Source organism: Rhodanobacteraceae bacterium (assembly GCA_016713135.1).
GTDB lineage: Bacteria > Pseudomonadota > Gammaproteobacteria > Xanthomonadales > SZUA-5 > JADKFD01.
In genome coordinates, this window is the sequence record JADJPR010000006.1 from 49,574 (window position 1) to 74,874 (window position 25,301).

At 68.7% G+C, this 25,301-nt stretch carries 22 protein-coding genes and 1 pseudogene; 12 read left to right on the forward strand and 11 right to left on the reverse strand.

The features are described from left to right. Positions 1 to 68: 68 nt before the first annotated feature. The 4 genes from IPK27_08000 to IPK27_08015 all read right to left on the reverse strand — a co-directional run bounded on the left by IPK27_08000 (position 69) and on the right by IPK27_08015 (position 7,086). On the reverse strand, positions 69 to 419 hold the full coding sequence (locus IPK27_08000; GenBank protein ID MBK8067564.1) for a hypothetical protein: 351 nt from the start codon (positions 417 to 419) through the stop codon (positions 69 to 71). A 75-nt stretch (positions 420 to 494) separates the two neighbouring features. Continuing rightward, positions 495 to 5,030, reverse strand: coding sequence for an Ig-like domain repeat protein (locus tag IPK27_08005; GenBank protein ID MBK8067565.1), 4,536 nt, complete (start codon positions 5,028 to 5,030; stop codon positions 495 to 497). Between the two features lie 93 nt (positions 5,031 to 5,123). Continuing rightward, positions 5,124 to 5,825, reverse strand: a complete 702-nt coding sequence (locus tag IPK27_08010) for a methyltransferase domain-containing protein (protein ID MBK8067566.1) — start codon at positions 5,823 to 5,825, stop codon at positions 5,124 to 5,126. 310 nt (positions 5,826 to 6,135) lie between these two features. Then, positions 6,136 to 7,086: a LysR family transcriptional regulator gene (locus IPK27_08015; GenBank protein ID MBK8067567.1), complete on the reverse strand. Its 951-nt coding sequence runs from the start codon at positions 7,084 to 7,086 to the stop codon at positions 6,136 to 6,138. 143 nt (positions 7,087 to 7,229) lie between these two features. On the opposite strand from IPK27_08015, the gene IPK27_08020 reads away from it, so the two are divergent. From IPK27_08020 to IPK27_08055, 8 genes are read left to right on the forward strand one after another with little or no spacing between them, the layout of a single operon-like run. Further along, positions 7,230 to 8,669, forward strand: coding sequence for a form I ribulose bisphosphate carboxylase large subunit (locus IPK27_08020; GenBank protein MBK8067568.1), 1,440 nt, complete (start codon positions 7,230 to 7,232; stop codon positions 8,667 to 8,669). 21 nt (positions 8,670 to 8,690) lie between these two features. After that, complete coding sequence (locus tag IPK27_08025) at positions 8,691 to 9,131, forward strand: ribulose bisphosphate carboxylase small subunit (GenBank protein MBK8067569.1); 441 nt, start codon at positions 8,691 to 8,693, stop codon at positions 9,129 to 9,131. A gap of 3 nt (positions 9,132 to 9,134) precedes the next feature. Beyond that, positions 9,135 to 10,094 (forward strand): CbbX protein, encoded by a 960-nt coding sequence (gene cbbX / locus IPK27_08030; GenBank protein ID MBK8067570.1) that lies wholly within the window; start codon positions 9,135 to 9,137, stop codon positions 10,092 to 10,094. Positions 10,095 to 10,109: 15 nt separating this feature from the next. Further along, the gene (locus tag IPK27_08035; protein ID MBK8067571.1) at positions 10,110 to 11,189 is read left to right on the forward strand and encodes a class 1 fructose-bisphosphatase; all 1,080 of its coding nucleotides are present in this window, start codon (positions 10,110 to 10,112) and stop codon (positions 11,187 to 11,189) included. A gap of 37 nt (positions 11,190 to 11,226) precedes the next feature. Beyond that, the gene (locus IPK27_08040) at positions 11,227 to 12,102 is read left to right on the forward strand and encodes a phosphoribulokinase (GenBank protein MBK8067572.1); all 876 of its coding nucleotides are present in this window, start codon (positions 11,227 to 11,229) and stop codon (positions 12,100 to 12,102) included. A gap of 10 nt (positions 12,103 to 12,112) precedes the next feature. Then, the gene (locus tag IPK27_08045) at positions 12,113 to 12,808 is read left to right on the forward strand and encodes an HAD-IA family hydrolase (GenBank protein ID MBK8067573.1); all 696 of its coding nucleotides are present in this window, start codon (positions 12,113 to 12,115) and stop codon (positions 12,806 to 12,808) included. 23 nt (positions 12,809 to 12,831) lie between these two features. Next, the gene (locus tag IPK27_08050; GenBank protein MBK8067574.1) at positions 12,832 to 13,869 is read left to right on the forward strand and encodes a fructose-bisphosphate aldolase class II; all 1,038 of its coding nucleotides are present in this window, start codon (positions 12,832 to 12,834) and stop codon (positions 13,867 to 13,869) included. Between the two features lie 16 nt (positions 13,870 to 13,885). Beyond that, positions 13,886 to 14,434, forward strand: a complete 549-nt coding sequence (locus tag IPK27_08055) for a thioredoxin family protein (GenBank protein MBK8067575.1) — start codon at positions 13,886 to 13,888, stop codon at positions 14,432 to 14,434. A 49-nt stretch (positions 14,435 to 14,483) separates the two neighbouring features. Here the strand turns inward: IPK27_08055 and IPK27_08060 are convergent, their stop codons facing one another. From IPK27_08060 to IPK27_08070, 3 genes and pseudogenes are all read right to left on the reverse strand, one after another. Then, on the reverse strand, positions 14,484 to 15,062 hold the full coding sequence (locus IPK27_08060; protein MBK8067576.1) for a DUF4384 domain-containing protein: 579 nt from the start codon (positions 15,060 to 15,062) through the stop codon (positions 14,484 to 14,486). Between the two features lie 109 nt (positions 15,063 to 15,171). After that, a pseudogene (locus IPK27_08065) lies at positions 15,172 to 16,227 on the reverse strand (serine/threonine protein kinase). Between the two features lie 3 nt (positions 16,228 to 16,230). Continuing rightward, positions 16,231 to 16,812 carry a sigma-70 family RNA polymerase sigma factor gene (locus IPK27_08070; protein ID MBK8067577.1) on the reverse strand — a complete coding sequence of 194 codons (582 nt, stop codon included), beginning with the start codon at positions 16,810 to 16,812 and terminating at the stop codon, positions 16,231 to 16,233. 137 nt (positions 16,813 to 16,949) lie between these two features. Between IPK27_08070 and IPK27_08075 the strand changes: the two genes are divergently transcribed. Next, positions 16,950 to 17,798: a hypothetical protein gene (locus IPK27_08075; GenBank protein ID MBK8067578.1), complete on the forward strand. Its 849-nt coding sequence runs from the start codon at positions 16,950 to 16,952 to the stop codon at positions 17,796 to 17,798. Here the strand turns inward: IPK27_08075 and IPK27_08080 are convergent. Together IPK27_08080 and IPK27_08085 are read right to left on the reverse strand one after the other, a co-directional pair. After that, positions 17,795 to 19,015, reverse strand: a complete 1,221-nt coding sequence (locus IPK27_08080) for an RNA polymerase subunit sigma-24 (protein ID MBK8067579.1) — start codon at positions 19,013 to 19,015, stop codon at positions 17,795 to 17,797. The genes IPK27_08075 and IPK27_08080 overlap by 4 nt on opposite strands. Before the next feature lie 4 nt (positions 19,016 to 19,019). Further along, positions 19,020 to 19,370, reverse strand: a complete 351-nt coding sequence (locus IPK27_08085) for a YciI family protein (GenBank protein MBK8067580.1) — start codon at positions 19,368 to 19,370, stop codon at positions 19,020 to 19,022. 148 nt (positions 19,371 to 19,518) lie between these two features. Here IPK27_08085 and IPK27_08090 point away from each other — a divergent pair, with 148 nt between their 5' ends. After that, positions 19,519 to 20,811 carry an NCS2 family permease gene (locus IPK27_08090; protein ID MBK8067581.1) on the forward strand — a complete coding sequence of 431 codons (1,293 nt, stop codon included), beginning with the start codon at positions 19,519 to 19,521 and terminating at the stop codon, positions 20,809 to 20,811. Between the two features lie 37 nt (positions 20,812 to 20,848). On the opposite strand, the gene IPK27_08095 is transcribed toward IPK27_08090, so the two are convergent. Both IPK27_08095 and IPK27_08100 read right to left on the reverse strand, forming a co-directional pair. Beyond that, positions 20,849 to 21,304, reverse strand: coding sequence for a bacteriohemerythrin (locus IPK27_08095; protein MBK8067582.1), 456 nt, complete (start codon positions 21,302 to 21,304; stop codon positions 20,849 to 20,851). A gap of 13 nt (positions 21,305 to 21,317) precedes the next feature. Continuing rightward, positions 21,318 to 21,698, reverse strand: a complete 381-nt coding sequence (locus IPK27_08100) for a bacteriohemerythrin (protein MBK8067583.1) — start codon at positions 21,696 to 21,698, stop codon at positions 21,318 to 21,320. A gap of 790 nt (positions 21,699 to 22,488) precedes the next feature. On the opposite strand from IPK27_08100, the gene IPK27_08105 reads away from it, so the two are divergent. Continuing rightward, entirely contained in the window at positions 22,489 to 24,864 is a 2,376-nt protein-coding gene (locus IPK27_08105) for a DUF1800 family protein (GenBank protein ID MBK8067584.1), read from the forward strand. After that, entirely contained in the window at positions 24,749 to 25,159 is a 411-nt protein-coding gene (locus IPK27_08110; protein ID MBK8067585.1) for a hypothetical protein, read from the forward strand. Before IPK27_08105 ends, IPK27_08110 begins: the two co-directional genes overlap by 116 nt. Positions 25,160 to 25,301 lie beyond the last annotated feature (142 nt).

Sequence of the window (25,301 nt, forward strand, 5' to 3'; positions counted from 1 at the left end):
ATCCCCGCCGGCGGCGCAGGCGGAGAGTCGATCGAGGAAAACGCGGCGCTCAGGGCGAGCGCACGCGCTCAACGCAGTTCGGCCAGCCCAAGTGTCACCGCAAAGCACGCCTGGCCCGCGGGATCCGAGGGCAGGGCGCGCGCGTGCAGCTCGATCTGGCGTCCTGCGACCAGGTCCTCGATGCACAGGCGGACATCCTCGCCCGGCGGCGAGCGCTGGCCGCGCCAGCAGCTGTCGACCCAGACCTCGATCACGCCACCGGCGGCAAGCCCGGGCGGAGCGCGCCAGACCTCGATCAACGCCGCCCGCAACCGGCACTGGCCGGGTTGGGTGCGGGTGGGTTGCGCGGCGATGACCGCAATCCGCGCATGCAGCTCGGCCGTCGTGCGTGCCTCGGCCTGGTCTTCCGGCGAATACATGGCTCCACCCATCGCGCTGCCAGGGGCCAGGCGACCGGCGCGTCGCTGCGCCGGTCGCCGCTGCTGTCGCCAGGACTACTCGAAGCCATTGGCGAGCAGACTGTCGACGAGCACATTCTGCTGCGTCTGGCGGTTGCTCGGGTTGAAGTTGGCATCGCCGCTATAGCTCAGCGTGATGGTGCGCATGCCGGCGGTGGTCATGGTCAGCGGGCAGCTGGTGGCCGGCAGGTTGATGACACAACTTTCGCTGGCGCTGGCGCTGACCATCACGGTGCCGGTGGGCGTGCCGCTGCCCGGTGCGCTGACGGCGAGGGCGATCGACACCTGGGTGGGCGCGTCCTCCACCGGCGGGTTCGGGGCGAAGCCATTGAAACTGAGCTCGGTGTCGGCCTTGATCGTCTGGTGCACTTCGTTGTCGCAGCTGCCGCTGAAGGCCGGGGTGGCGACGAAGCAGGCGGTCAGCAGGTGGTCGCCGGCGAAGTTGCTGCTCATCTGGCACGAGCCGCTGCCGTTCTCCAGAGTGATCTGGCAGTTGCCGCTGCCGGCACCCGCGCCGTCGTTGACGTTGACCGTGCCTGCCGGGATGCCGCCCTGGCTGGTGACGGTGACGCTGACGGTGTACGGCTGGCCCGGAACGGTCGGTTCGGGCGTGTCGGCGGTGATCGTGGTCAGCGTGGCCGCCGCCTGGACCGGGCTGACCGTGTGCGCCTCGGTGTCGTTGCTCGGGTTGTAGCTGGCATTGCCGTTGTAGTTGGCGACCAGGGTCTTCTGGCCGGCGCTGGCCGAGGTGAGCTGGCAGTTGCCGCCACCCTGGCTCAGGGTGACCTGGCAGGCACCGCCGGTGCCATCGGTAACCGTCACGGTGCCACCGACGATGCCCGAGGTGGCGGTCACCGTGACGGCGACGGTGTAGGCGCTGCCGGCGGGCGACGGATCGGGCTGGTCGCTGGTGATCGTGGTGACGGTCGCGATCGGCGCCACCTGGTGCGCCTCGGTATCGCTGCTCGGCGCGAAGTTCGCATCGCCGGCGTAGTTGGCGCTGAGCGTTTTCGCGCCGCCGCTGGTGGACACCAGCTGGCACAAGGCCACGCCGTTGCTGAGGTTGGCGTTGCAGCTGGCGCCGCTGCCATCGCCGATGGTCACGGCACCAGTCGGAGTGCCCGCGTTGCTGGTCACGCTGACCTGCACCAGGTAGGGCTCGCCGACGCTGGACGGATCCGGCGCATCGCTGGTGATCGTGGTGGTGGTCGCGCCCAGCGCCACCGTGTGACTCTCGGTGTCGCTGCTGGCCGCAAAGGCCTGGCTGGCAGGGGTGTAGCTGGCCGTCAGGGTCTTGTTGCCCACGGCGGCGGAGGCGAGCTGGCAACTGCCGCTGCCGCCGGCCAGGGTGATGTTGCAGCTGGCGCCCGCGCCATCGTTGACCGCCACCGTGCCGCTGGGCGTGCCGGCACCCGGGAGCGTGCTGACGCTGACATTGACGGTGTAGGCCTGGCCCGGCAGCGAGGGATCCGGGGCATCGCTGGTGATGGTCGTGGTAGTGACCGCGGCTGTCACCGTGTGCGCCTCGGTGTCGCTGCTCGCGGCAAAGTTCACCGCGCCGGCGTAGCTCGCGCTCAGGGTCTTGTTGCCCACGGACACCGAGGTCAGCTGGCAACTGCCGTCGCCATTGCTCAGCGACGCGATCTGGCAGGTCTGGCCGGTGCCGTCGCTGACGCTGACCTGGCCGCCCGGAATCGCCAGGTTGCCCGCCGGGGTGCGCACCTGCACCGACACGGTGTAGGGCTGGCCCACCTGCGAGGGATCCGGGCTGTCGCTGACGATGGTGGTGATGGTGCTCGCCTGGACCACGCTATGGGCTTCGGTGTCGCTGCTCGGCGCGTGGACGACGGATCCGGAATAGCTCGCGGTCAGGGTCTTGTTGCCGAGGCTGGTGGAGAGCAGCTGGCAGGAGGCGATGCCGCTGATGATGCTGTTGTCGCTGCACTGGTTGCCGTTGCCGTCGTCGACGGTCACGCTACCGCTGGGACTGCCGGACGCGGCAGTCACCACCGCGACGACCGTGTACGGCTGGCCGAGCTGCGAAGGATCGGGCGTGTCGTTCGTAATCGTGGTGGTGGTGGCGACTGGCTCGACGAAGCACGGTCCCGGCTCGCTGCTGTCACCGGTGGCCACGCTGGTGGCCTGCGCGACCAGAATTCCCGGCGCGCCGGCGCCGCTGACTGCGAAGTCGCCGACGAAATCGCCCTGGGCGTTGGTGCTGCCGGTGACGGTGCCGACGCGGTTGAACATGTCGCCGCCGCGGTTGCCGCCCGGGCAGCTCGGCGCACGGTAGATGTCGATGCGGAAGGTCGTGTTCGGGGTACTGTCGAGTGCGTATCCCACCTGGCGCGAGCCATCGGCGTTGGGTAAGGAGGCGGTTACCGCAGGGTGGTTCTGGCCGCGATTGGCGCCGCCGTCGGGATCGTTGGTGTCGTTGGTCGACGGACCCAGCGGCCCGATGTCCACGCCCAGGCCGAGGCCGCTGATGCCGTTGCCGAAGATCTGGTTGGGGCGCACGGTGATGCCGTTGCCGGCCGACGGGGTGATCCACACACCGGCATCGTCCGAATTGCTGATGATGTTGGACGCGGTGAGACCCAGCAGGCTGCCGACAGCATGGTTGCCGGTGCCGTCTGCGAACTGGATGCCGACCTGGTTGCGCAGTGCCGCACTGGGGATTCCGAACGCGCTGGTGCCGATGCGGTTGCCAGCGATGCGGTAGCCGGTCGCGGTCTCGCCCTGAATTGCGATCGCGGCAGCGGTGGACACCGATGCGATCACGTTGTCGAGGATTTCGATGTTGGGGCTGTTGCTGGCGAAGATGCCGTTGAGGCCGATCGGCGATGAGGTGATGCCGCTGGCCGTGAGCCCGATGTAGTTGTTCTGGATGCGGTGGCCGCCGCTGGTGGCATCGTTCAGCACGATCGCGCTCGAGTCCATCGCGCCGAAGCTGTTGCGGTGCTCGGGGTCGGCGCCGCCGACCAGCACGTTCTGCGCCTCGTTGCGGATCTGCACGCCGAAGAACAGCGTGCCGAGCGGGCCGATCGCTCCCGGGCCGGTGCCGGCGAAGGCGTTGCCCTGGATCACGTGGTCGCTGCCCCCGCGCAGGCGGATCGCCACGGTGAAGTTGCCGTTGAACCCGGTGCTGCCGGCGAAGGCGATGCCCTTGACCGTCAGGCTGGTGCCGGCCGCCGCACCCTGCGGCACCTGCAGCGCCTGCGGCAGCACCGCGGACTGCGAGGCGAGGACGATGCACAGCACGGCATCGCTGCCGGTGTCCAGGGTGTTCGCGGCGGTCTCCGGCTCGCTGTAACCGTCAATCTCCAGGCTGTCCGTGATGTCCGGCAGCACGCTTTGCAGCACGATCAGATGCGGCGTGCTGGTGCAACTGCCGGGGATGTTGAACTCGATCTTCTGCAAGCCGGGCGATGCGTTTGCGGCCGTGATCTGCGCGCGCAGCGAGCCCGCGCCGCTGTCATTGGTGTTGGTCACCGTCAGCACGCTGGCATTGTTGATCGAGGACTCATAGGCGCCGAGGTCGTACTGGTTGCCGATCAGGCGCGCACCCGCGGGCCCGTCCAGGTCCTGCGACGGAATGCTCGCGTTGAGTCCCAGGGTCTGAGCCTGGGTTGGCGTCATGCCGGCGTTGATCGCGGCCGAGACCGGGGCGGTTTCCTTCAGCCGGAAATTGCCGCCCGCAAAATCGATGAAGCCCGGGTCCGACGAGATGACGTTGCCGGAAAGCAGCGACGGCGCCAGCCCCGACAGCGTGCTGTAGAGGTTGTGGCGCAGGGCAATCTGCTGGCTGCCGCTGCCGGTGGGGACCGTGATGTCGCCGCCACAGCCGACGCTCTGCACGATGTTGTGGTGCAGGGTGACCCCGCTGCGCTGGGTAAAGACATACAACGCTTCGCCCGCGCTACTGCTGCAGAACACCCGCGCGACCGTGTTGAAGGCAATGGTCGGGGCACTTTCGTTGTTGACGTAGGAGATGCCCACCCCGGTGCCGGCGCCCGGGTTGAGGTTGGCGAACAGGTTGTTGCTCACCGTCAGGGTGGCGGCGTCCTTGCCGCGGATGGAGACGTCGGTGCCATTGCGCAGCTCGTTGTAGCGGATGCGGATCAGCTGGGTATCCGGGCAATCCAGGTTGCAGTTCGCGTCGTCGACCACGAAGTCGTTGAAATTGGTGAAACGGATGCCCTCGATGACATAGTGCGTGTTGTTGCCGAAGAAGCGGAAATCGCCGTCGGCGGCGCCATTCTCGGCGTTCAGCACGGTCGCCGACGCATTGATCGTGCGTGCCGAGCAGTCGCTGTTCCAGCCGCCGGTGAGCGAGAAGTTCTTCGAGTCCTTGTCGCCGGCGGGATCGAACTCCAGGCCAGCCGGCACGTTGTAGGTGCCAGGACGCAGGCGCAGTTCGTGCTGGGTGCCTTCGTTGGCCGCATTGGCGGCGCTCATCGATGCATTCAGGCCCGAAACGGTGCTGATGCAATACATCGTCGCGTGCGCGGCGTCGGCGCATGCCAGACCACCGACGATCAGCGCCAGCGTGGTCGTTCGACTGAGATTCACGGTGTTTCCCCGGTGACTGTGGAGTGCACCGGGAGAAACGCCAGCCTGGATTGGAGCGCACGCAGCCGGGACGCCGCGTGCCGCCCGCAAGACTCAGATGGTGAGTTCGATCAGCTGGTAGAGGCCGCCGAACGAGGTGCGACGCTCGATCCGGCTGGGCTTGAATCCTGCGGGCAGCCAGTCGTCGATCGGCTGGCGCCACAGGTCCATTGCATACGGTTCGAGGGTGCGCAGGATGCCCTGCATCGGCCAGTACAGCGGCGACAGGCTGCTCGGCCGGTGGTAGTCGACGATCACCAGCTTGCCGCCGGGCTTGAGCACGCGCAGGGCTTCGGCCAGGGTCTTGCGCCGGACGTCCTCGGGTTGCTCGTGCAGCAGGAAGAACAGCAGCGCGCGGTCATAGGTCTCGCTGGCCATCGGCAGCGCCGAGCTGTCGCCCTGGTGCAGCGCGATGCGCGGATCGACCGGCAGCTTGCGCGCCAGGTTCTGAAGTTGCACCGGCAGGATGTCGACCACATCCAGCTTGCCCTCCGGTGCCAGGCGCTCGCGCAGGCGGGCACTCAGGTTGCCGTAGACGCAGGCGATCTGCAGCGTGCGGCCATCGAGCTGCTGGCCCAGCGCATCCAGCGCTTCGTCGCGCAGCCGCGCGAAATTGCCCCACAGGATCAGGTTGACCAGCCACTGGCGCTCGAAAACGTACACCGCCTTCGGGTGTACATATGCCCACCAGTACGTCTGCTGGAGGTATGCGGGCACCTCAGCGACTACGCTCGATGACACCGGCTTGATTTCCATCCTTGCTCCCTGTCACCCATGCACGCCTTCAGGGAGTATCTGCGATCAGCCGGCGGCTGCAGTCTGATCCAGCGCAAACGCCGGCGATTCACTCGCGACAGCTGCGCGCGGAATGGCCGGCGATGAAGGCCTCGATGCCGTCCTGGCCATCGGGACGCCCGCGTGGTCGCCGCCGCGGGCGCCACGCAGCCATTCGTGATCGCTACTGGCAGTGGAGGGACGAGGTCCAGGCAGCTTGTCACGGATCAGCATTTCGTCGCCGCCGCGGCTATCGCCGGATTTGCCGGGTCGAGGCAAGCCGGCAGCGCCGCTAACCCGGAGCGCGCCCGAGCATGGCCAGCAGGGGGGCGTCATGGGCAGCCAGGAAAGTTTCGCCGCGCTCAAGAATGAAGTAACGAAACGCTTCTGCTGCCGGCGACAGCACCTTCGCGAGCAGGTGTACCAGATTCCACGTTCGCACTACCGGCGTGCCTTCGATATCGAGTAACACCAGAGCGCCTGCGCGCAGTTCCAGGCCGACCGTATGCAGGGACAGGAAGGCCGGCCCCATGCCGGCGATCACGGCCTGCTTGATGGTCTCGTTGCTTGGCATCTCCATGGCGGTGCGCGGCTCGAAGTGCTGCTCGCGCAGGTAGCTGTCGAGCACTGCGCGCGTTCCGGAGCCGCGTTCGCGCACGATCAGCGGGAATGGCGCGAGTGCAGTGACCGGAAGGTGGCCGGAGCCCGCCAGAGGGTGGCCGGGTGGTGCGACGAATACCTGAGGGTGCGCAGCGAACGGTTCCGCGCGGGTAGCCAGTTCCTTGGGAGGGCGGCCCATCACCGCGAGATCCACTTCGCCCGCCTGCAACAGCGCCACCAGTTGCTCGCGGTTCTGGCATACCGCCAGTTTCACTTCCACGCCGGGATGCTCCTCGCGGAACCGCGCCAGGAGCTGCGGGACGAAGTACTTGGCCGTGCTCACCAAGCCTACCGACAGGGTGCCACCCTCGACCCGCTTGAAGCGGGCCATTGCGTCGCCGGCGTCCTTCAGGGTGGCGAGCATCCGTCGCGCGTACACCAGGAAGTATTCCCCAGCGGGGGTCAACGTGATCTTGCGTCCCTCGCGCGCGAACAGCGAAAGCCCAACGTGCGCCTCAAGTTCCTTGACCTGCATGGTCACGGCGGGCGGCGTCAGGTGCAGTGACTCGGCCGCCCGCGCAAAGGACAGGTTTCGCGCCACTTCGACAAACACGCGAAGCTGACGAAAGGTCAGATTCTTCATTCAGTAAATCCTGAATTGAACGCCAACAAAATATGAGTATCAATTTATCAGAAATCGCTCATACAGTGTTCCACGCCTAGTCGCCAGGGAGCACGCCAGTGGACCAGCCCGCCGAGACCCCGCTCGCCACCGCGGACACGCGGATGACCGACGCCCGCCAGCGCTACAGCGCCGGCGTGCTCAAGTACCGTCAGATGGGCTACTGGGAGCCGGACTATCAGCCGAAGGAGAGCGACGTGCTGTGCCTGTTCCGCATCACGCCGCAGGAAGGCGTCGATCCGGTCGAGGCCGCGGCTGCGGTCGCCGGCGAGTCTTCGACTGCGACCTGGACCGTGGTGTGGACCGACCGACTGACCGCCTGCGACAGCTACCGCGCCAAGGCCTATCGCGTCGAACCGGTGCCGAACAACCCCGGGCAGTACTTCGCCTGGGTGGCCTACGACCTGATCCTGTTCGAAGAGGGTTCGATCGCGAACATGACCGCGAGCCTGATCGGCAACGTGTTCAGCTTCAAGCCGCTGAAGGCGGCGCGGCTGGAGGACATCCGCATCCCGGTCGCCTATGTGAAGACTTTCCAGGGGCCGCCGACCGGCCTGGTGGTCGAGCGCGAGCGCCTGGACAAGTTCGGTCGCCCGCTGCTCGGCGCCACCACCAAGCCCAAGCTCGGCCTGTCCGGGCGCAACTACGGCCGCGTGATCTACGAGGGGCTGAAAGGCGGCCTCGATTTCATGAAGGACGACGAGAACATCAACTCGCAGCCCTTCATGCACTGGCGCGACCGCTTCCTGTGGGTGATGGAAGGCGTCAACCGCGCGTCCGCGGCAACCGGCGAGGTCAAGGGCAGCTACCTCAACGTCACCGGCGCAACCATGGAAGACATCTACGAACGCGCCGAACTGGCGAAAGAGCTCGGCAGCCTGGTCGTGATGGTGGACCTGATCGTCGGTTGGCCGGCGATCCAGAGTCTGGCGAAGTGGTGCCGGCGCAAGGACATGATCCTGCACATGCACCGCGCCGGGCACGGCACCTACACGCGCCAGAAGAGCCACGGCGTCAGCTTCCGCGTGATCGCCAAGTGGCTGCGGCTGGCCGGTGTCGACCACCTGCACGCAGGCACCGCGGTCGGCAAGCTGGAGGGCGACCCGCTGACCGTGCAGGGCTATTACAACGTCTGCCGCGATGCGCGCACCGCCATCGACTTGCCGCGCGGGCTGTACTTCGAGCAGGACTGGGCCGATTTGCGCAAGGTCATGCCGGTGGCCTCGGGCGGCATCCACGCCGGCCAGATGCACCAGCTGATCGACTACCTCGGCGACGACGTCGTGCTGCAGTTCGGCGGCGGCACCATCGGCCACCCGGACGGGATCCAGGCTGGTGCGGTGGCCAATCGCGTGGCCCTCGAAGCGATGGTCAAGGCGCGCAACGAAGGCCGCGACATCGCTGCCGAAGGCCCGGAGGTCCTGCGTCGCGCCGCGCAGTTCTGCACGCCGCTGAAGCGGGCGCTCGAGGTCTGGAAGGACGTCAGCTTCAACTATGCCTCGACCGACAGCAGCGACTACGCGACTACCCCAACCGCCGCCTGAAACCGCCCGGAGCCACGCGCCATGATGAACAATCCCACCGGCCGCCTGACCCAGGGGCAGTTCAGCTTCCTGCCAGACCTCAGCGACGAGGAGATCCGCCTGCAGGTGGCCTACGGGCTGCGCCGCGGTTACGCCTGGAGCGTCGAGTACAGCGACGACCCGCACCCGCGCAACACCTACTGGGAGATGTACGGCATGCCCATGTTCGACCTGCGCGACGCCGCCGGCGTGCTGGCCGAACTTGCGGAATGCCGCAAGGCCTTCCCGCGCCACTACATCCGCCTGATGGCCTTCGACTCGACGCGCGGCGTGGAGTCGATCGCGATGAGCTTCATCGTGCAGCGGCCATTGTCCGAGCCCGGCTTTGCCTTGGAGCGCCAGGAGGTGGATGGCCGCCGGCAGCGCTACAGCCTGCGTGGCTACGCGGCGCAACGTCCCGACGGCGAGCGCTACGGCGACTGAACGATGAGCGCGCCCGCCTATCACATCCCCGGACGCAGCCAGGCGCGCGCGGATGCCTCGCCCGGCGTGTCGGCGCCGGCTGCGGCGCCCCCGCGGACCATCGCCGAGGTGCTCGCGGCGACCCAGGTCGAGGCGGTGCTGGACGAGCTCGACCGCGAGCTGATCGGCCTGGCGCCGGTGAAGCAGCGCATCCGCGAGATCGCCGCCCTGCTGGTGGTCGACCGGATGCGCGCCGCGCACGGCCTGCAGGCGCAGCCGCCCTCGCTGCACATGTGCTTCACCGGCAATCCCGGGACCGGCAAGACCACCGTCGCGTTGCGCATGGCGACCATCCTGCACCGGCTCGGCTATGTGCGCAGCGGCCACCTGGTGGCGGTCGGACGCGACGATCTGGTCGGCCAGTACATCGGCCACTCGGCGCCCAAGACGCGCGAGGTGTTGAAGCGGGCGATGGGCGGGGTGCTGTTCATCGACGAGGCCTATACCCTGTACCGGCCGGAGAACGAGCGCGACTACGGCCTCGAGGCGATCGAGGTGCTGCTCCAGGTGATGGAGAACCAGCGCGAGGACCTGGTCGTGGTCCTCGCCGGCTACCAGCAGCGGATGGATGTGTTCTTCCAGTCCAACCCCGGCCTGTCCTCGCGGATCGCGCACCATCTCGCCTTCCCCGACTACGCCGAACCCGAGTTGCTGCAGATCGGCGAACGCATGCTCGCGGCGCAGAACTACCGCTTCGACGCCGGCGCCCGGCGCGCCTTCGAGGAATACCTCGCGCTGCGCGTCACCCAGCCGCATTTCGCCAACGCGCGCAGTGTCCGCAATGCGCTCGACCGCGCGCGCCTGCGCCAGGCGGGCCGCCTGTACGCCGACCGCGAGCGCGCGCTGACGCGCGAGGACCTGTGCACCCTGGCCGAGCCCGACATCCGCGCCAGCCGGGTGTTCGCGCCCGCCCCGACCCCCTGATCCCGCGAGGACGCCATGCACCTGGGACGCACCACCCTTTCCAAGTTCCTGATCCAGCAACTGAAGGACATTGACGGCGCGAGCTACCTCGGCGCGCTGCTGGTGGACGTGGCCGCGGCGGTCAAGGCGATTTCGGCGATGACTGCCAAGGGCGCGCTGGGCGGCTACCTCGGCGCGCTGGACGCCGTCAACGTGCAGGGCGAGACCCAGAAGAAGCTCGATGTGCTGGCAAACGACGCGATGTTGCGTGCCTGCGAATGGGGCGGACTGGTGGCCGGCATGGCCTCCGAAGAACTCGATGAGCCCTACGCGATCCCACCCGATTACGCCCGCGGCGCCTACCTGCTGGTCTTCGATCCGCTCGACGGCTCGTCGAATACCGATGTCAATGTCTCGGTCGGCACGATCTTCTCGGTACTGCGGCATGGTCGCAGCGAGGCACCGGCGCTGGCGGACTACCTGCAGCCGGGAGCGCGGCAGGTTGCCGCCGGTTACGCCATCTATGGCCCGGCGACGATGCTCGTGCTGACGGTCGGCAAGGGGACCCACGGGTTCACGCTGGACCGCGAGATCGGCAACTTCATCCTGACCCATCCCAACCTCACCGTGGGTGCCGACACCAGCGAGTTCGCGATCAACACCAGCAACGCGCGCTTCTGGGAGGCGCCGGTGCACCGTTACGTGACCGAGTGCCAGGCGGGCAGGAGCGGCGACCGCGGGCGCGACTTCAACATGCGCTGGATCGCGTCGATGGTGGCCGAGGTGCATCGCATCCTGATGCGCGGAGGGGTGTTCATGTATCCGCGCGACACCCGGGATCCGGGCAAGCCCGGGCGGCTGCGGCTGCTGTACGAGGCCAATCCGATCGGCTTCCTGATCGAGCAGGCCGGCGGCCGTGCCAGCACCGGGCGCCAGCCCATCCTCGACCTGCCGCCGGCCGAACTGCACCAGCGCGTGCCGGTGATCCTGGGCTCGCGCAACGAGGTCGAGCGCATCGAGCGCTACCACGCCGAGTTCGATGCCGGCACCGACCGCCCATTCGTCTCGCCGCTGTTCAACGAGCGTTCGCTGTTCCGGCCGGAAGCGCGCGCATGAATTGCACCCGCCCTTTCCGCATCGCCAGGAGCAGGCCATGAGCCAGGCGCACCCGATCATCGCGGTCACCGGGTCTTCCGGAGCCGGTACTACCACGGTGATGAAGAGCTTCGCCCACATCTTCCGCCGCGAGGGCATCCACGCACAGGTGATCGAGGGCGATTCCTTCCATCGCTATGACCGCGCCGAGATGCGCGAGCGGGTGCGCCGCGCCGACTCCGGCCAGGGGCCGCCGATCAGCCACTTCGGGCCGGAGTCCAATCTGCTCGGCGAACTGGCCACCAACTTCGCCGAATACGGGCGCAGCGGGGGTGGCCGGGTGCGCCGCTACATCCACGACGCCCGCGAGGCCGCCGAGCTCGGCGGCGAGCCCGGCAGCTTTACGCCGTGGGAGACGATCGCAACCGGCAGCGATCTGCTGTTCTACGAGGGACTGCACGGCGGCTACGTCGGCGAGGAAGGCGATGTCGCCGCGCAGGTGGACTTGCTGGTCGGTGTGGTGCCGATCATCAACCTCGAGTGGATCCAGAAGCTGCACCGCGACCAGCACCTGCGCGGCTACAGCCAGGAGGCGGTGGTGGAAACCATCCTGCGGCGCATGCCGGACTACGTCAAACACATCTGCCCGCAGTTCAGCCGCACGCACGTCAACTTCCAGCGCGTGCCGACGGTGGACACCAGCAATCCCTTCATTGCCAAGGACATTCCCAGCGCGGACGAGTCGATGGTGGTGATCCGCTTCGCCAACCCGCGCGGCATCGATTTCCCCTACTTGCTGTCGATGCTGCATGGCGCCTGGATGAGCCGTCCGAACAACATCGTCGTGCCGGGCGGCAAGATGGGCCTGGCGATGCAGCTGATCTTCACCCCGATGATCCTGCGCCTGATGGACCTGAAGCGGCGCGCCGGCTGAGGAGAGCACCATGCAACTGGCCGCAATCAGTTTTGACCTCGACGGGACGCTGGCCGACACCGCCCCGGAAATTGCCGAGGCGGTCAATCGCCTGTTGCTGGAATTCCGCCGCGAGCCGTTGTCTCTGCCGACCATCGCACGAATGGTTGGGGCGGGCATGGAGCCCTTGCTCGCGCGGGTGCTCGATCACCTCGAACGGCATTCACCGGAAGGGACGTTGCGGGTGCCCTTCGCCCGGCTGATGCAGCGGTTGCGAGTGCATTACGACGCCACGGCCGGCCGCCGGGCGAGCGCATTTCCCGGCGCGGCGGGTGCCCTTGCGGGCTTGCGCGAAGCGGGTTTTCGGCTGGCCTGCGTGACCAACAAGGACAGCCGTTACGCAAGCCGCGTGCTCGCGGTGAACGGTCTCGACGCCTACATCGATCTGCTCGTGGGTGGTGATTCCCTGCCGGTGCGCAAGCCGGACGCTCGTACCTTGCAGCATGTGCTGGATCGATTCGACCTGGTCCCCGCCCAACTCGCGCATGTCGGCGATTCGGTCACCGATGTCGAGTGCGCGCGCAACGCGGGTGTCACGGCATGGGCGTTGCCTTATGGCTACAACGCGGGCCTGCCGATCCGTCTTGCCAAGCCGGACCGCATTTTCGATTCGTTGGCGGCGTTGGGTGCGCATGTACTCGCCCAGCGCTTCGCCCTGACCGACTGATTTCCGACCGGAGACCCGACACGATGGCCCTGATCTCACTGCGCCAATTGCTGGAACACGCCGCCGAACACGACTACGGCGTGCCAGCCTTCAACGTCAACAATCTGGAGCAGATCCAGGCGATCATGCTGGCCGCGGCCGACTGCGGCGCTCCGGTCATCCTCCAGGCCTCGGCCGGCGCCCGCAAATACGCGGGCGAGCCCTTCCTGCGGCACATGGTGCTGGCGGCAGTCGAATCCTGGCCCGATATTCCCGTGGTGTTGCATCAGGACCACGGCGCCACGCCTGCGGTTTGCCAGCAATCCATCCGGTCGGGCTTCACCAGCGTGATGATGGACGGTTCGTTGCGCGAGGACGCGAAGACCCCGTCGAGCTACGAGTACAACGTCGAAGTCACGCGCAAGGTGTGCGAGTTCGCGCACGCCGTGGGCGTCTCGGTCGAAGGAGAGCTGGGGTGTCTGGGCTCGCTCGAAACCGGCGAGGCGGGCGACGAAGACGGTGTCGGGGCGTCGGGCAAGCTCAGTCATGCGCAGCTGCTGACCGATCCGGCGCAGGCGCGAGAATTCGTGACCGCCACCGGCGTCGATGCGCTGGCGATCGCGATCGGCACCAGTCACGGCGCCTACAAGTTCACCCGCCAGCCCACCGGAGAGACGCTGGCGATCGAGCGCATCGCGGCGATCCACGCGGCCGTGCCGCAAACGCATCTGGTGATGCATGGTTCGTCCAGCGTTCCGCAGGAATGGCTGGCGATCATCCGCGAACATGGCGGCGCGATCCGCGAAACCTATGGTGTGCCGATCGAGGAAATCGTGCGCGGGATCCGGAGCGGCGTGCGCAAGGTCAACATCGATACCGACATCCGGCTGGCGATGTCGGGGGCGATGCGTCGCAGCCTGGCGCAGCATCCGGAGGAGTTCGATCCGCGCAAGGCGCTGATTGCCGCCCGCGATGCGGCCCGCGATATCTGCAAGGCGCGCTTCGACGCCTTCGGCTGTGCCGGCAAGGCGGCGCTGATCAAGCCGGTGCCGTTGGAGCGTATGGTGATGCGCTACCACTGAATCTGGAGCATCGCAAATGGCTGAAACCGCTCCGCCGGCCAATCCCGGCTGGCTCGCACCGGCGTTCACCTTGCGCGGTACCGACGGGCAATGGCATGCACTGGGCAGCCTCGCTGGCACGCGTGGAACCGTGATTGCGTTCATCTGCAATCACTGTCCCTATGTGCAGGCCGTCCTGCCGCGGCTGCTGCGCGACGCGCGCGATCTCGCTCCGCGCGGCGTCAACGTGGTGGCGGTCAATCCCAACGACGGCGAGGCCTATCCCGCAGACAACTACCAGGCAATGGTCGAGGCGGCGCGGGACTGGCCATTCCCTTACCTGCACGACGCCACGCAGGCCGTGGCGCGGGCCTTCGGCGCGGTCTGCACACCGGATTTCTTCGGCCTCGATGCCGACTTGCGCCTGCGCTACCGCGGACGGCTGGACGCTTCGCTCAAGACCGCAGCCGACAGCGGCGCGCCCCGCGAGTTGTATCTGGCGATGTGCCAGATAGCGCAATCCGGCGTGGGACCCGTGGCACAGATGCCTGCGATCGGATGTTCGATCAAATGGCGCGCAAGCTGATCTGTCGTGTGGACAGCGGCGCCATACGCCTGGTCCGCCCCGACCGGCGTCACGGATTCGCCAGCTCGAAGCGTTCAACCGTCAGCGCCGGATAGCGCTGGCGCAGGCTGGCCAGCCAGTCGGCATCGGCCACCGTGCCCGCGGGTGCGCGCGGGGAGAGGCCGCCGACCCCGCGGGTGGGATCGTTGGCGGCGTACAGGCTGCCATCGTTGGCCTGCAGCATCGTCGGCTGGTCGAGCGCGAGTCGCTTGAGGTCCGCGAGCGGCTCGTCGGCGATCAGCACGTAGAAGCGCTCGCGGCCGCCGCGGCTGGTGATGCGCCAGTCGATCGGCTCGCCGGCGGCGGTGCCGGGCAGGCGCACGCGGCCGGCCGGCAGCGGATTGGCAAGGTCCGACTCGGCCAGCGGGAACAGCTGGAAGCGCTCGCCGCGGGTGTCCTCGTTGATCACATAGACATGTCGGCTGCGATCCAGCGTCAGCTCCAGCGACAAGGCATCGCCGAGGCGGACCTCGCCGCCGGGCCGCAGCACCTCGTCCTGCTGGCCGGTGGCGCGCAGCCACACGGCCTGGGCCGCGGCGGCGGGCTGCTCGCGGGGCAGCACGAACCAGGTGCCGGCCGCGACCACCACGGCTGCCGCGGCTGCCCAGGCCCAGCGGGACGCCGGGCGCAGGCCCTGGGCTTCTCGGCATCGCCTCGGCCAGGGCCGAGGCGAAGGCGCCCAGCGAGGCGTGACGCCGGGTGGCGTCCACCGCGAGTGCGCGTTCGATCGCCGCGATCAAGGGACGCGGCAGGTCCGGACGCACATCGAGCAGGCGCAGGCGGGCGTTCGCGTGGTGTTTGTTTTCCAGCTCCGCCGTGGTCTCGGCCTCGAAGGGGAAGCGCCGCGTGGCCAGGCGGAACAGCAGCACGCCCAGGCTGTACTGGTCCGAGGCCGCGCTCGGCGCCTGCTGGCGCAGGCGCTCGGGTGCCATGTACAGCGGTGTGCCGCTGGTGCCATAGGCGTCGTGGGCGTACTGGCTGGAGCCGAAATCGGCGACCACCCAGCGACCGTCGGCATGCCGCAGCACATTGCTGGGCTTGAGGTCGCCGTGCAGGATGTTGCCGCGATGCAGCGCGCACAGCGCCGCGCACAGCTCACTGCCGACCGCGATCAGTTCATGCGCGCCGAGCGTGCCCTGGCGCGCAAGCCATTCCTCCATGCTCTCACCCGGCATCAGCTCGCAGGCGAAGCCGACCTGGCCCGAGTCCTCGACCGCGCCATAGACCTTGAGCACATTCGGATGGTCGATGCGCGCCATCAGCTGGCCTTCGCGCAGCAGTTCGGCGCGCGTCAGCGTGGGATGGCCGAGGACCTTGAGCGCGACTTCCCGGTCGAGTTGCGCATCGCGCGCCCGGTATACCGCGCCATAGGCACCGCGACCGAGCAGGTCGACGATGGTCAGCGCACCGAACTGCGTACCCGGCGGCAGGGTGTCGCTTTGTGGTGGCACCGGATCGGTGGCGCAGATGCCAAAGCCGCCGGCCAGCGCGGCGAGCTGCTTCAGGCCCGGGATCAACCCCGGATCCAGCTCGGCCTCGACCTCCGCCCAGTCGACGGCATGCCCATCGGCGATGCGCTCGGTCCACTTGAGCAGCGGGTCCTCGGCGGCGAGGCGGTCAGTGCGGTCGTCGAGGGACACAAGCGGGGAAGATGAAGCGGGGCAGGGGGCAGGGGAAGAGCCGCCTTGCGCGAGATCGACCACGCTCGCCTGGTCCCTTGCCCCCTGCCCCGCTTCTCCTGCCCCGCTCTTCATGACTCACTCCGGCTTGAACGCCGCCATCTCGCGCGCCAGATCGGCCAGCGCGCGCGCCACGCGCATGCGCGCCGCATTCGGACTCGGGCTGCCGGTGACCGCGGCGATCTCCTCATGCGGCATGCCCAGTTCCACCCGCATCACCACCAGCTCCCGCGCCTCGGGCTGCATCCGCGCCAGCGCAGACTCGTAGGCCTTCAATGTCTCGAAGGTGATGCTGCTCGCCAGCGGCGAGGCCTCGGGTTCCTCCAGGCGCTCGTCGAGTTCCGCCATCAGCGGCCGGCGGCCGACGCGACGCATCTCGTCGCGCAGCAGATTGGTCATGATGTGCCTCAGATAACCGAAGAAAGCCCCCGGTCCCTGCACATCAAACGCCGGCAGGTTCTGGAACGCACGCAACAGGGTGACCTGGACCAGATCGGCGGTTTCGGACAGATCGCGCGCGGTGTGCGGCAGGCGCCCATGGGCCCAGCGCGACAACAGCGGGAGATAGCGCTGGATCAAGCGGTTGCGCGCCGCGTCGTCGCCGCTGCGACTGCGGTCGACCAGGTCGATGGTGGTTTCCAGGCTGGGTTCGACGGGCATGCGGCGCTCCGGCAGGCAGGTTTACGGGCAACGACCGATGGTAACCCGGAGGGTCAACGCGCCGTCGCGGGAACCCCGGACATTGCGCAATGTCTACCGCCAGTCCATCGTCACGGTTGGTTACCGGGGAGTCTCGCATGCACCTGCTCCGATCGCTGCTGTTCTGCGCAGCTTCACTGCTGGCGGGCGCGGCCCGCCCCGCCGATGAAGTGCCCGATCCGCTCGCTGAACTGACCGAGCGCGCGCAAGCGCATCGCGTACTGCTGGTCGGCGAGCTGCATGGCAGCTGGGAAGTCCCGGGGATCGTCGCCGGGCTCGCCACCAACCTCCTTGCCGACGAGCGGCCGCTGCTCGTCGGCCTGGAGATCTGGCGCAGCGAACAGGCGGCGCTCGACCGCTATCTCGCCAGCGCCGGCACCGGGGAAGATCGCGAGAGGCTGCTGGCCGGACCCTTCTGGGCCACCCGCGACGGGCGCAGCAGCGAGGCGGTGGTCGCGCTGATCGAGCGTCTGCGCGCGCTGGCGCTGAAAGCACCGTTGGCGGTGGTCGCCTTCGACATCGAGGCGGAATCCGACATCACCGGCGCCGAGCGCGACCGCAGCATGGGCGAGCTGCTGCTGGCGCGCCTCGAATCGATGCCGGATGCGCGCCTGCTGGTGCTGGCCGGCAATTTCCACACGCGCATCCAGTCCGGCGCGCCATGGGACCCGGCGCACGATTTCATGGGCCATTTCCTGCGCGAGCAGGATCCGTATGCAGTCGAGATCATGGGCGTGAAGGGCAGCACCTGGATGTGTCCCGATCCCGAACACTGCCGCGCCTGGCAGATGCCGGAGGCGCCGTTCGAACCGGGCTTGACCCTCGGCGACACGCTCAACGACCGGCGCCACCATGGCGTCTGGTGGCTGCCACAGATCAGCGCCTCGCCGCCCGCGACGGGAGCCGACGAAGCACTGCTGCAGCCGCTGCCGCTGAAGGGCGACTAGAGGGATTCCTCTCGTCGGCGCATGAGGAAGCGGCGCTCGGCGGCATTGCGCGCCAGCGCCAGCGCGCGGTCATAGGCGACAAGCGCTGCCGGCAGGTCGCCGGTCCGGCGCAGCAACTCGGCCTGCGCGGCCGGCAGCAGGTGGTAGCCGGCGAGTGCGCCGCTGGCCTCGATGCGCGCGATCCAGGCGAGCGCATCGTCCAGCGAGTGCGCCATGCCATGCGCCACGGCAGCGTTCAGTTCCACCACGGCGGATGGCGCCAGTTGCAGCAGCCCGCGATAGAGCAGCGCGATCTGCGGCCAATCGGTTTCTGCCGCGGTGGCCGCCGCGCCGTGCAGCGCGGCGATCGCCGCTTGCAGTGCGTACGGTCCCGGCGCGCCGGGCACAGCGAGCGTGCGGTCGAGCAAACGGGTCGCAGCGGCGATCTCGTCCTGACGCCAGCGGCGGCGGTCCTGCGCCTCCAGCGGGACCAGCGCGCCATCGGCATCGACCCGCGCATCGCGTCGCGCATGCGTCAGCAGCATCAGCGCCAGCAGCGCGCGCGCCTCGCGCTCCTGCGGCAGCGATTCGGCGGCGAGGCGTGCCAACCGGATGGCCTCGGCGCACACATCGGGGCGCTGCAGGGTATCGGCCTCGGTGGCGGTGTAGCCCTCGTTGAACATCAGGTAGAGCACCGCCAGCACCGCATCCAGCCGTTGCGGCAGAAAGGCGCGCGAGGGCACCTCGAAGGCGATGCCGGCCTCACGGATCTTGAGCTTGGCGCGCACGATCCGCTGCGCGGTGGTGGCCTCGTTCTCGACGAAGGCGCGCGCGATCTCGCGCGTGCTGAGCCCGCCGAGGGTGCGCAGGGCGAGCGCGCAACTGGCTTGCGGCGCGAGCGAGGGGTGGCAGCAGGTGAACAACAGACGCAGGCGGTCGTCGGCAATGCCCGAGGCGTCCGGGTCATCGCTGGTGGCGGCCGCGGACTCGACGTCCGCCAGCGCCAGCTCACCGCTGCGCCGCTGGCGGTCGAACACCAGCCGCCGCGCGACGGTGTTCAACCAGGCACCGGGCTGTGCCGGAATTCCGCTCTCCGGCCAGTGCTCGAGCGCGCGCACGCAGGCCTGCTGGAAGGCGTCTTCGGCATCGCCGATATCGCCGGCCAGCCGGATCAGGCTGGCCAGCAGGCGTCCGCCATCCTCACGCCGCCAGCGCGCCAGCGCCGCGGGCGCGTCCACCGTCTCAGGCGCCCATGCCGAGCGGACGCACTTCGACGGCACCGGCCTCCATGCCCGGCATCTTCGCCGCCCAGGCCAGTGCTTCGTCGAGCGTGTCGGTCTCGATCAGGTAGTAGCCGCCGAGTTGTTCCTTGGTCTCGGCGTAGGGCCCATCGACCAGGGTCGAGCGACCGCCGGAAAAGCGCAGCGTCGTCGCGGTAGCCGGCGGCTTCAACTCGGCGCCGCCGCGAATCACGCCGGCGGCCTCGAGCGCCTGGCCATAGGCCGCGTGCGCCTGGTAGATGGCCTGCATCTGCGCCTCGCTCAGCTGCGCCTCGGCGGCGGGATCGCCGTAAATCAGCAGGATGTACTTCATCGTTGACTCCAGTTTCTGGGTGGGACCCGGCATCGGGCGCTACTCTGACGCGCCAGCGCGCAGGATTTCGACAAGCCCAGGAAGATTTTTTTGCGCCCGGCGCGGCTGCTATACCTCCGCTTTGTCTGAGCCATCGCGAGGAACTGACATGCTCGAATCCTGGTTCCAGCTGCGCGCCCATGGCAGCAACCTGCGCACCGAGTGCCTCGCGGGACTCTCGACCTTCCTCGCGATGGCCTACATCCTGTTCGTCAATCCGGACATCCTCTCCGCTGCCGGCATGCCGCGCGATGCGGTGTTCGTGGCGACCTGCCTCGCGGCCGCCTTCGGCTCGATGCTGATGGGTCTGTATGCGAACTACCCGATCGCGATGGCCCCCGGGATGGGGCTGAACGCCTACTTCGCGTTCACCGTGGTCGGCACCCTGGGCTACTCCTGGCAGGCGGCGCTGGGCGCGGTGTTCATCTCCGGCCTGCTGATCGTGGCAGTCAGCCTGTTCCGTGTCCGCGAGTGGATCATCAACGCGATCCCGCGTTCGCAGAAGCTGGCGATCTCGGCCGGCATCGGCCTGTTCCTGGCAATCATCGGGCTCAAGAACGCAGGCCTGATCGCAGCGAGCCCGGCGACCTTCGTGACCCTGGGCAATCTGCACGCGCCGAGCACCTTGCTCGCCATCGCCGGCCTGCTGCTGATCATCGGGCTGGAGGCACGCCGGGTCACCGGCGGCATCGTCATCGGCGTGCTGGTGGTGACCGTGCTCGCGGTGGCCTTCGGACTCAGCCCCTTCAACGGCTTGTTCGCGATGCCGCCGTCGCTGGCGCCGACCTTCCTCGAACTCGACATCGCCGGCGCCTTCAACGCCGGGCTGATTGCGGTGGTGCTGACCTTCTTCCTGGTCGAGTTGTTCGATGCCACCGGCACGCTGATCGGCGTCTCCCATCGCGCCGGACTGCTCGATGCGGAGGGCAATCTGCCACGCCTGAAGCGCGCGCTGCTGGCTGATTCCAGCGCGATCGCCGCGGGCTCGCTGCTCGGCACCTCATCGACCACCGCCTACATCGAGAGCGCCGCCGGCACCGCCGCCGGCGGGCGCACCGGGCTCACCGCGGTGGTCGTCGGCCTGCTGTTCCTCGCGGCCCTGTTCCTCGCGCCGCTGGCGGGCACGGTGCCGGCCTTCGCCACCGCGCCGGCGCTGATCTACGTCGCGGTGCTGATGAGCCGCGCGCTGGCGGACGTGGACTGGGACGATCTGACCGAGGCCGCGCCCGCCTTCCTGTGCGCGATCAGCATGCCGCTGACCTTCTCCATCGCCCACGGGATTGCCTTCGGCTTTGTCAGCTACGCCGCGATCAAGCTGCTCGCTGGGCGTGCGCGCGAAGTGCCGGTGACGGTCTGGGTGCTGGCCGGGGTGTTCGTGGGCAAGTTCGGGTGGCTGGGCTGAGCGCGGCTTCAGGCGTCCAACAAGCCCGCGCGGACACTCAGCGGAACCACCGACCCAGCGTGCGGGCAAGCCAACCGCTCTTCTGGTGCGCCACGGAATGGGTGTGCGCCATCACCGTGGTGGCATAGGCGGCGTCATCGTTCTTGATGTGCCCGACCAGCCAGCGCATCAGCAGCGCGTGCAACTCACCTGAGATGTCCTCGCCGGACTTGTAGCGCAGCTGGTACTCGCCGACACGCTTGACGAAGACATCGTGCACGCGCTTGTGCGGTCCGGCGAACGGGTAGCCGGATTCCACCATCAGCTCTTCCTCGAAGGAGAAGTGCGACAGCGTGTAGTCGATCAGGTTGTTGATCACGTCGCCGACGGCCTGGCGATCGTTCTTCATCCGCGCATCGTACAACTGGTTGATGTATTCGACGATCTGACGATGTTGACCGTCGATGACAGGGATCCCGGTGTTGAGATCGTCGGTCCAGACGAGGTGAGTCATGGCGGCTCCCGACTTAGCGTGAGTTTGGGTTGATCGCGGGGGGATCGGCTTTGCTGATGTGGTCGAAGAGCCAGCGCGACAGCGCGGCGCGCAACTGCTCGGCGGCCATCGTGCCGGCTGCGTACTGGTCTTTCAGGTCCAGCAGCTCGCGCGCGAATTGGTCATGTATCCGCTTGTGCGCATCCCGGAGGTGGTACCCATTCGACTCCATCACCGCTTCCTCGAAGGCGAAGTGGTACATCGTGTAATCGATCGCCGATTCGAGGATGTGGCCGATATCGGCTTGGCTGGTCGCTGCGTTCAGCTCGTTGATGTAACCGAGCAGGCGACGGTGCTGGTCGTCGATTTCCTTGACACCCGTTGCGAACGCCGAAGACCACATCACGATGCTCATCTGCATTTCCCTCCGGTAAACCTGCAACCCAGCTGCGCACGGCTGCACAGTAAGACCCATGCAGGGAGGCGGGAATGACATCCGTCAACCGTCGGGGCAATCCCGTGTAACAGCCGACAAGGACCCCCCCCCCCCCGCCCCCGCGCCCCCCCCGCGCCGCCCGCCCGCCCCCCCCGGCCCCCGGGCCCCCGGCGGCGCCGCCGGCCCCCCCGCCGCCCGCCGGCGCCCGCCGCCCCCCCCCCCCCCGGCCGCCCGCCCGGGCCGGCCGGCCGGCCGGCCCCCCCCCCCCGCCGGGGCCGCCGGCCCGCGGGGGGCCGCCGGGCCCCGGGCGCGCCGGCGCGCGGGCGCCGGGCCCCGCGGCGGGCCGGGCCCCGGCCCCCCCCCCGGGCCGGGGCCCGGCCCCCCCGGCCGCGCCGCGCGGGCGGCGCGGGCGGCGGGGCGGGCCCGCGCGGGCCGGGCGGCGGGGGCGGGGGCCGGCGCCGCCGGGGCGCGCCGGCCGGGCCGGGGCCGGGCCGGGCGCCCGGGGGCCCGGCCGCCGCGGCCGCCGGCCCCGCGGGCGCGCGCCGGCGGGCCGGGGGCCCCGCGCCCGGCCGCGGGCCGCGCGCGGGCCGCGGGGGGGGGGGGGCGCGGGCCGGGGGCCGCCGGGGGCCGGGGGCGCGGCGGCCGCGGGCGGGCGCGGCGGGGGCGGGGGGGGGGGGCCGCCCGGGCGCCAGCGAGCGGTGACATGGCCCCCGCTTCCACGCGAATGCGTGACTTCTGGCAGGGGTCGGCTCGTGCAGGGGGAGGGCGCATGAAGACGTCGTCGGTCGCATGGCTGTGGCTGTGGGCTGCGCTGGTACTGATGGGGGCGCCGCGCCCGTCACCGGCGGTGGTCTACGCGGTGGGGCCCGATCTTTCGGGCACCTTCTACGATCCGGCCCAGAACGGGCACGGCTTCATCGTCGAGCACATCGTCAGCAACGGCACGCCGCTGGTGCTGGTGACCTGGTTCACCTATCTCGACGGCGAGCAGCGCTGGCTGGTCGGCGTGGGCCCGGCAAGCGGCAACAGCGCGCGGGTGGCGCTGTCGATCACCCGCGGGGGCGATTTCCCGCCGCGCTTCAATGCAGCCAGCGTGGTCACGGAGCCCTGGGGCGAGCTGGTCCTGAGCTTCGCCAGCCGCAACAGTGCGACCGCCGCCTGGACCACCAGCTACGCGGGCTTCGCCAACGGCTCGATGAACATCCAGCGCCTGACCCAGCCGGCCGGCAGCTTCGGCGCCGTCAGTGGACGCGTGGCCGACTGCCACGCCGGTTCCTGGTACGACGCCACCCAGAGCGGCCACGGGGTGTTCACCGAGGTGGTCGGCAGCGGCAGCAACCGTACCCTGGTGGCCATCTGGTACGCCTATCTCAACGGCGCGCAGCGCTGGATCACGGCCACCGGGCCGATCAGTGGCGATAGCGCCACCCTGACCGCCAGCATCACCAGCGGCGGCGACTTCCCGCCCGATTTCAACCCGGCGCAGGTGACGCTGCAGTCCTGGGGCACGCTCACTTTCCGCGCGGTCGATGCCAACCACGCCACCTGGAGCTGGAACAGCACGCAGAGCGGCTACGGCAGCGGCAGCCTCAGCCTGACCCGTCTGTCCAGCCTGACCGGAAGCGACTGCGGCCCGCAGACCGATGCCGATGCCGCGCGCTTCCTGACCCAGGCCAGCTTCGGCCCGACGGCGGCGGATGTGGCCAGCGTGCGCGCGCTGGGCTACGGCGGCTGGATCGACCAGCAACTGGCACTCGCCGCCACGCTGCACCGCCCAGCGATGGAAGCCGCAGTGGCAGCGCATGTGCAGGTGCAGCCCTCCGGTGCCAGCTTCTACAAATCATTCCGCCTGGAACGCTGGTTCGACAACGCGGTGCGCGCCAGCGACCAACTACGCCAGCGCGCGGCCTTCGCGCTGTCGGAGATCCTGGTGCTGTCCGATGTCGGCGCGCTGGAGGCCAATCCGGTCGGCGTCGCCGAGTACAACGACATCCTGGTGCGCAACGCATTCGGCAACTACCGCACGCTGCTGGAGCAAGTCAGCCTGTCGCCGATGATGGGCAACTTCCTGACCCATCTGCGTAACCAGAAGACCGACTGGACGCTGGATGCCAGCGGCAATCCGGCGCCGGGGCTGGTGTCGCCGGACGAGAACTACGCCCGTGAGGTCATGCAGCTGTTCTCGATCGGCCTGGTCGAGCGCAACCGCGACTTCTCGCCCATCCTGCAGAACGGCCAGCCCGTGCCGACCTACAACCAGGACGTGATCACGCAGACCGCGCGGGTGCTGACCGGATTCACCTATGGTTGCACCGGCAACGTGACGATCGGCGGGGCGGCGATCAACCGCAACTGCGGCAGTTGCACCGGCCCCTCGTGCAACTTCCAGACCCAGCTGTTCTTCGCCAACCCGCCGCGCTATCAGTCGGGCGTCACCGGCACGGGCCTGGTGCACCCGGACAACTACCTGCCGATGGTCTGCTACCCGCGCTACGCCGACACCGGCCGCTCGGCGACCAGCGCGAACAGCTACGCGGTGCTGCCGAGCCCGCACCAGGACAAGACCCTGATCGGCGGCGTGACCATCGCACCGAGCGCTGTGGCCTGTCACGCCGGCACGCCGGCGAGCGAGCAGCAGGCCTGTATCGACTACTGCAACGGCCAGCTGGATACCCTGCTCGACAGCGCTGTTCATGCACCCGAACCTGCCGCCGTTCTTCTCGCGCCAGCTGATCCAGCGGCTGACCACCAGCAGTCCGTCGGCGGGCTACATCGACCGGGTGGCCGCGGTGTTCGAGGACGACGGCGCCGGCGTGCGCGGCAACCTGGGCGCGGTGGTGAAGGCGGTGCTGCTGGATCCCGAGGCGCGCGCGGCCGTCCCGCATGCGGATTTCGGCAAGCTGCGCGAACCGCTGCTGGTGCTCACTGCGATCTGGCGGGCATTCGGCGCGCAGCCGGGGAACGGCGGTACCTGGAATGTCGGTGGGCTGGAGCGCAGCTGGCCGCAACGCCCGCTCGGCGCGCCGAGTGTGTTCAATTTCTTCGAGCCCGACTACCAGCAGCCGGGAGAGATCGCCGACGCGGGCCTTTACGCGCCCGAGTTCCAGATCCTCAACGAGTCGAGCTTCATCACCATTTCCGATGAACTCTGGCGGCGCATCTTCTCCGGCTACTCGATCGGCAGCCCGACCAGCACCAGTTTCGCGGTGCCGAACGCCGGCTACCTGCCGACCTCCGCGCTGGATGCCATCCCGCAGGCGCACGATGCGCTGGTCGAGGCGCTCAACCAGAAGCTGCTGTTCGGGCGCATGAGCAGCACCCTGCGCAACAAGCTGACCGAGTTCCTCAATACCCAGATGTCCGCCGCCGAGCACCGGCGCAAGGTGCTCGACCTGATCCACCTGATCGCGATCTCGCCCGAGTTCGCGCTGCAACAATGATCGCGACCACAAAGCGGGGGAGGAGAAGCGGGGCAGGGGGCAGGGGACCTGTGATTTCGCTCGCCCATCCACACCGGCCGTCCGCGACGAGCGTCGTTGCCTGTGCATCGCATGGGCTGGGTCCCCCGCCCCTTGCCCCCTT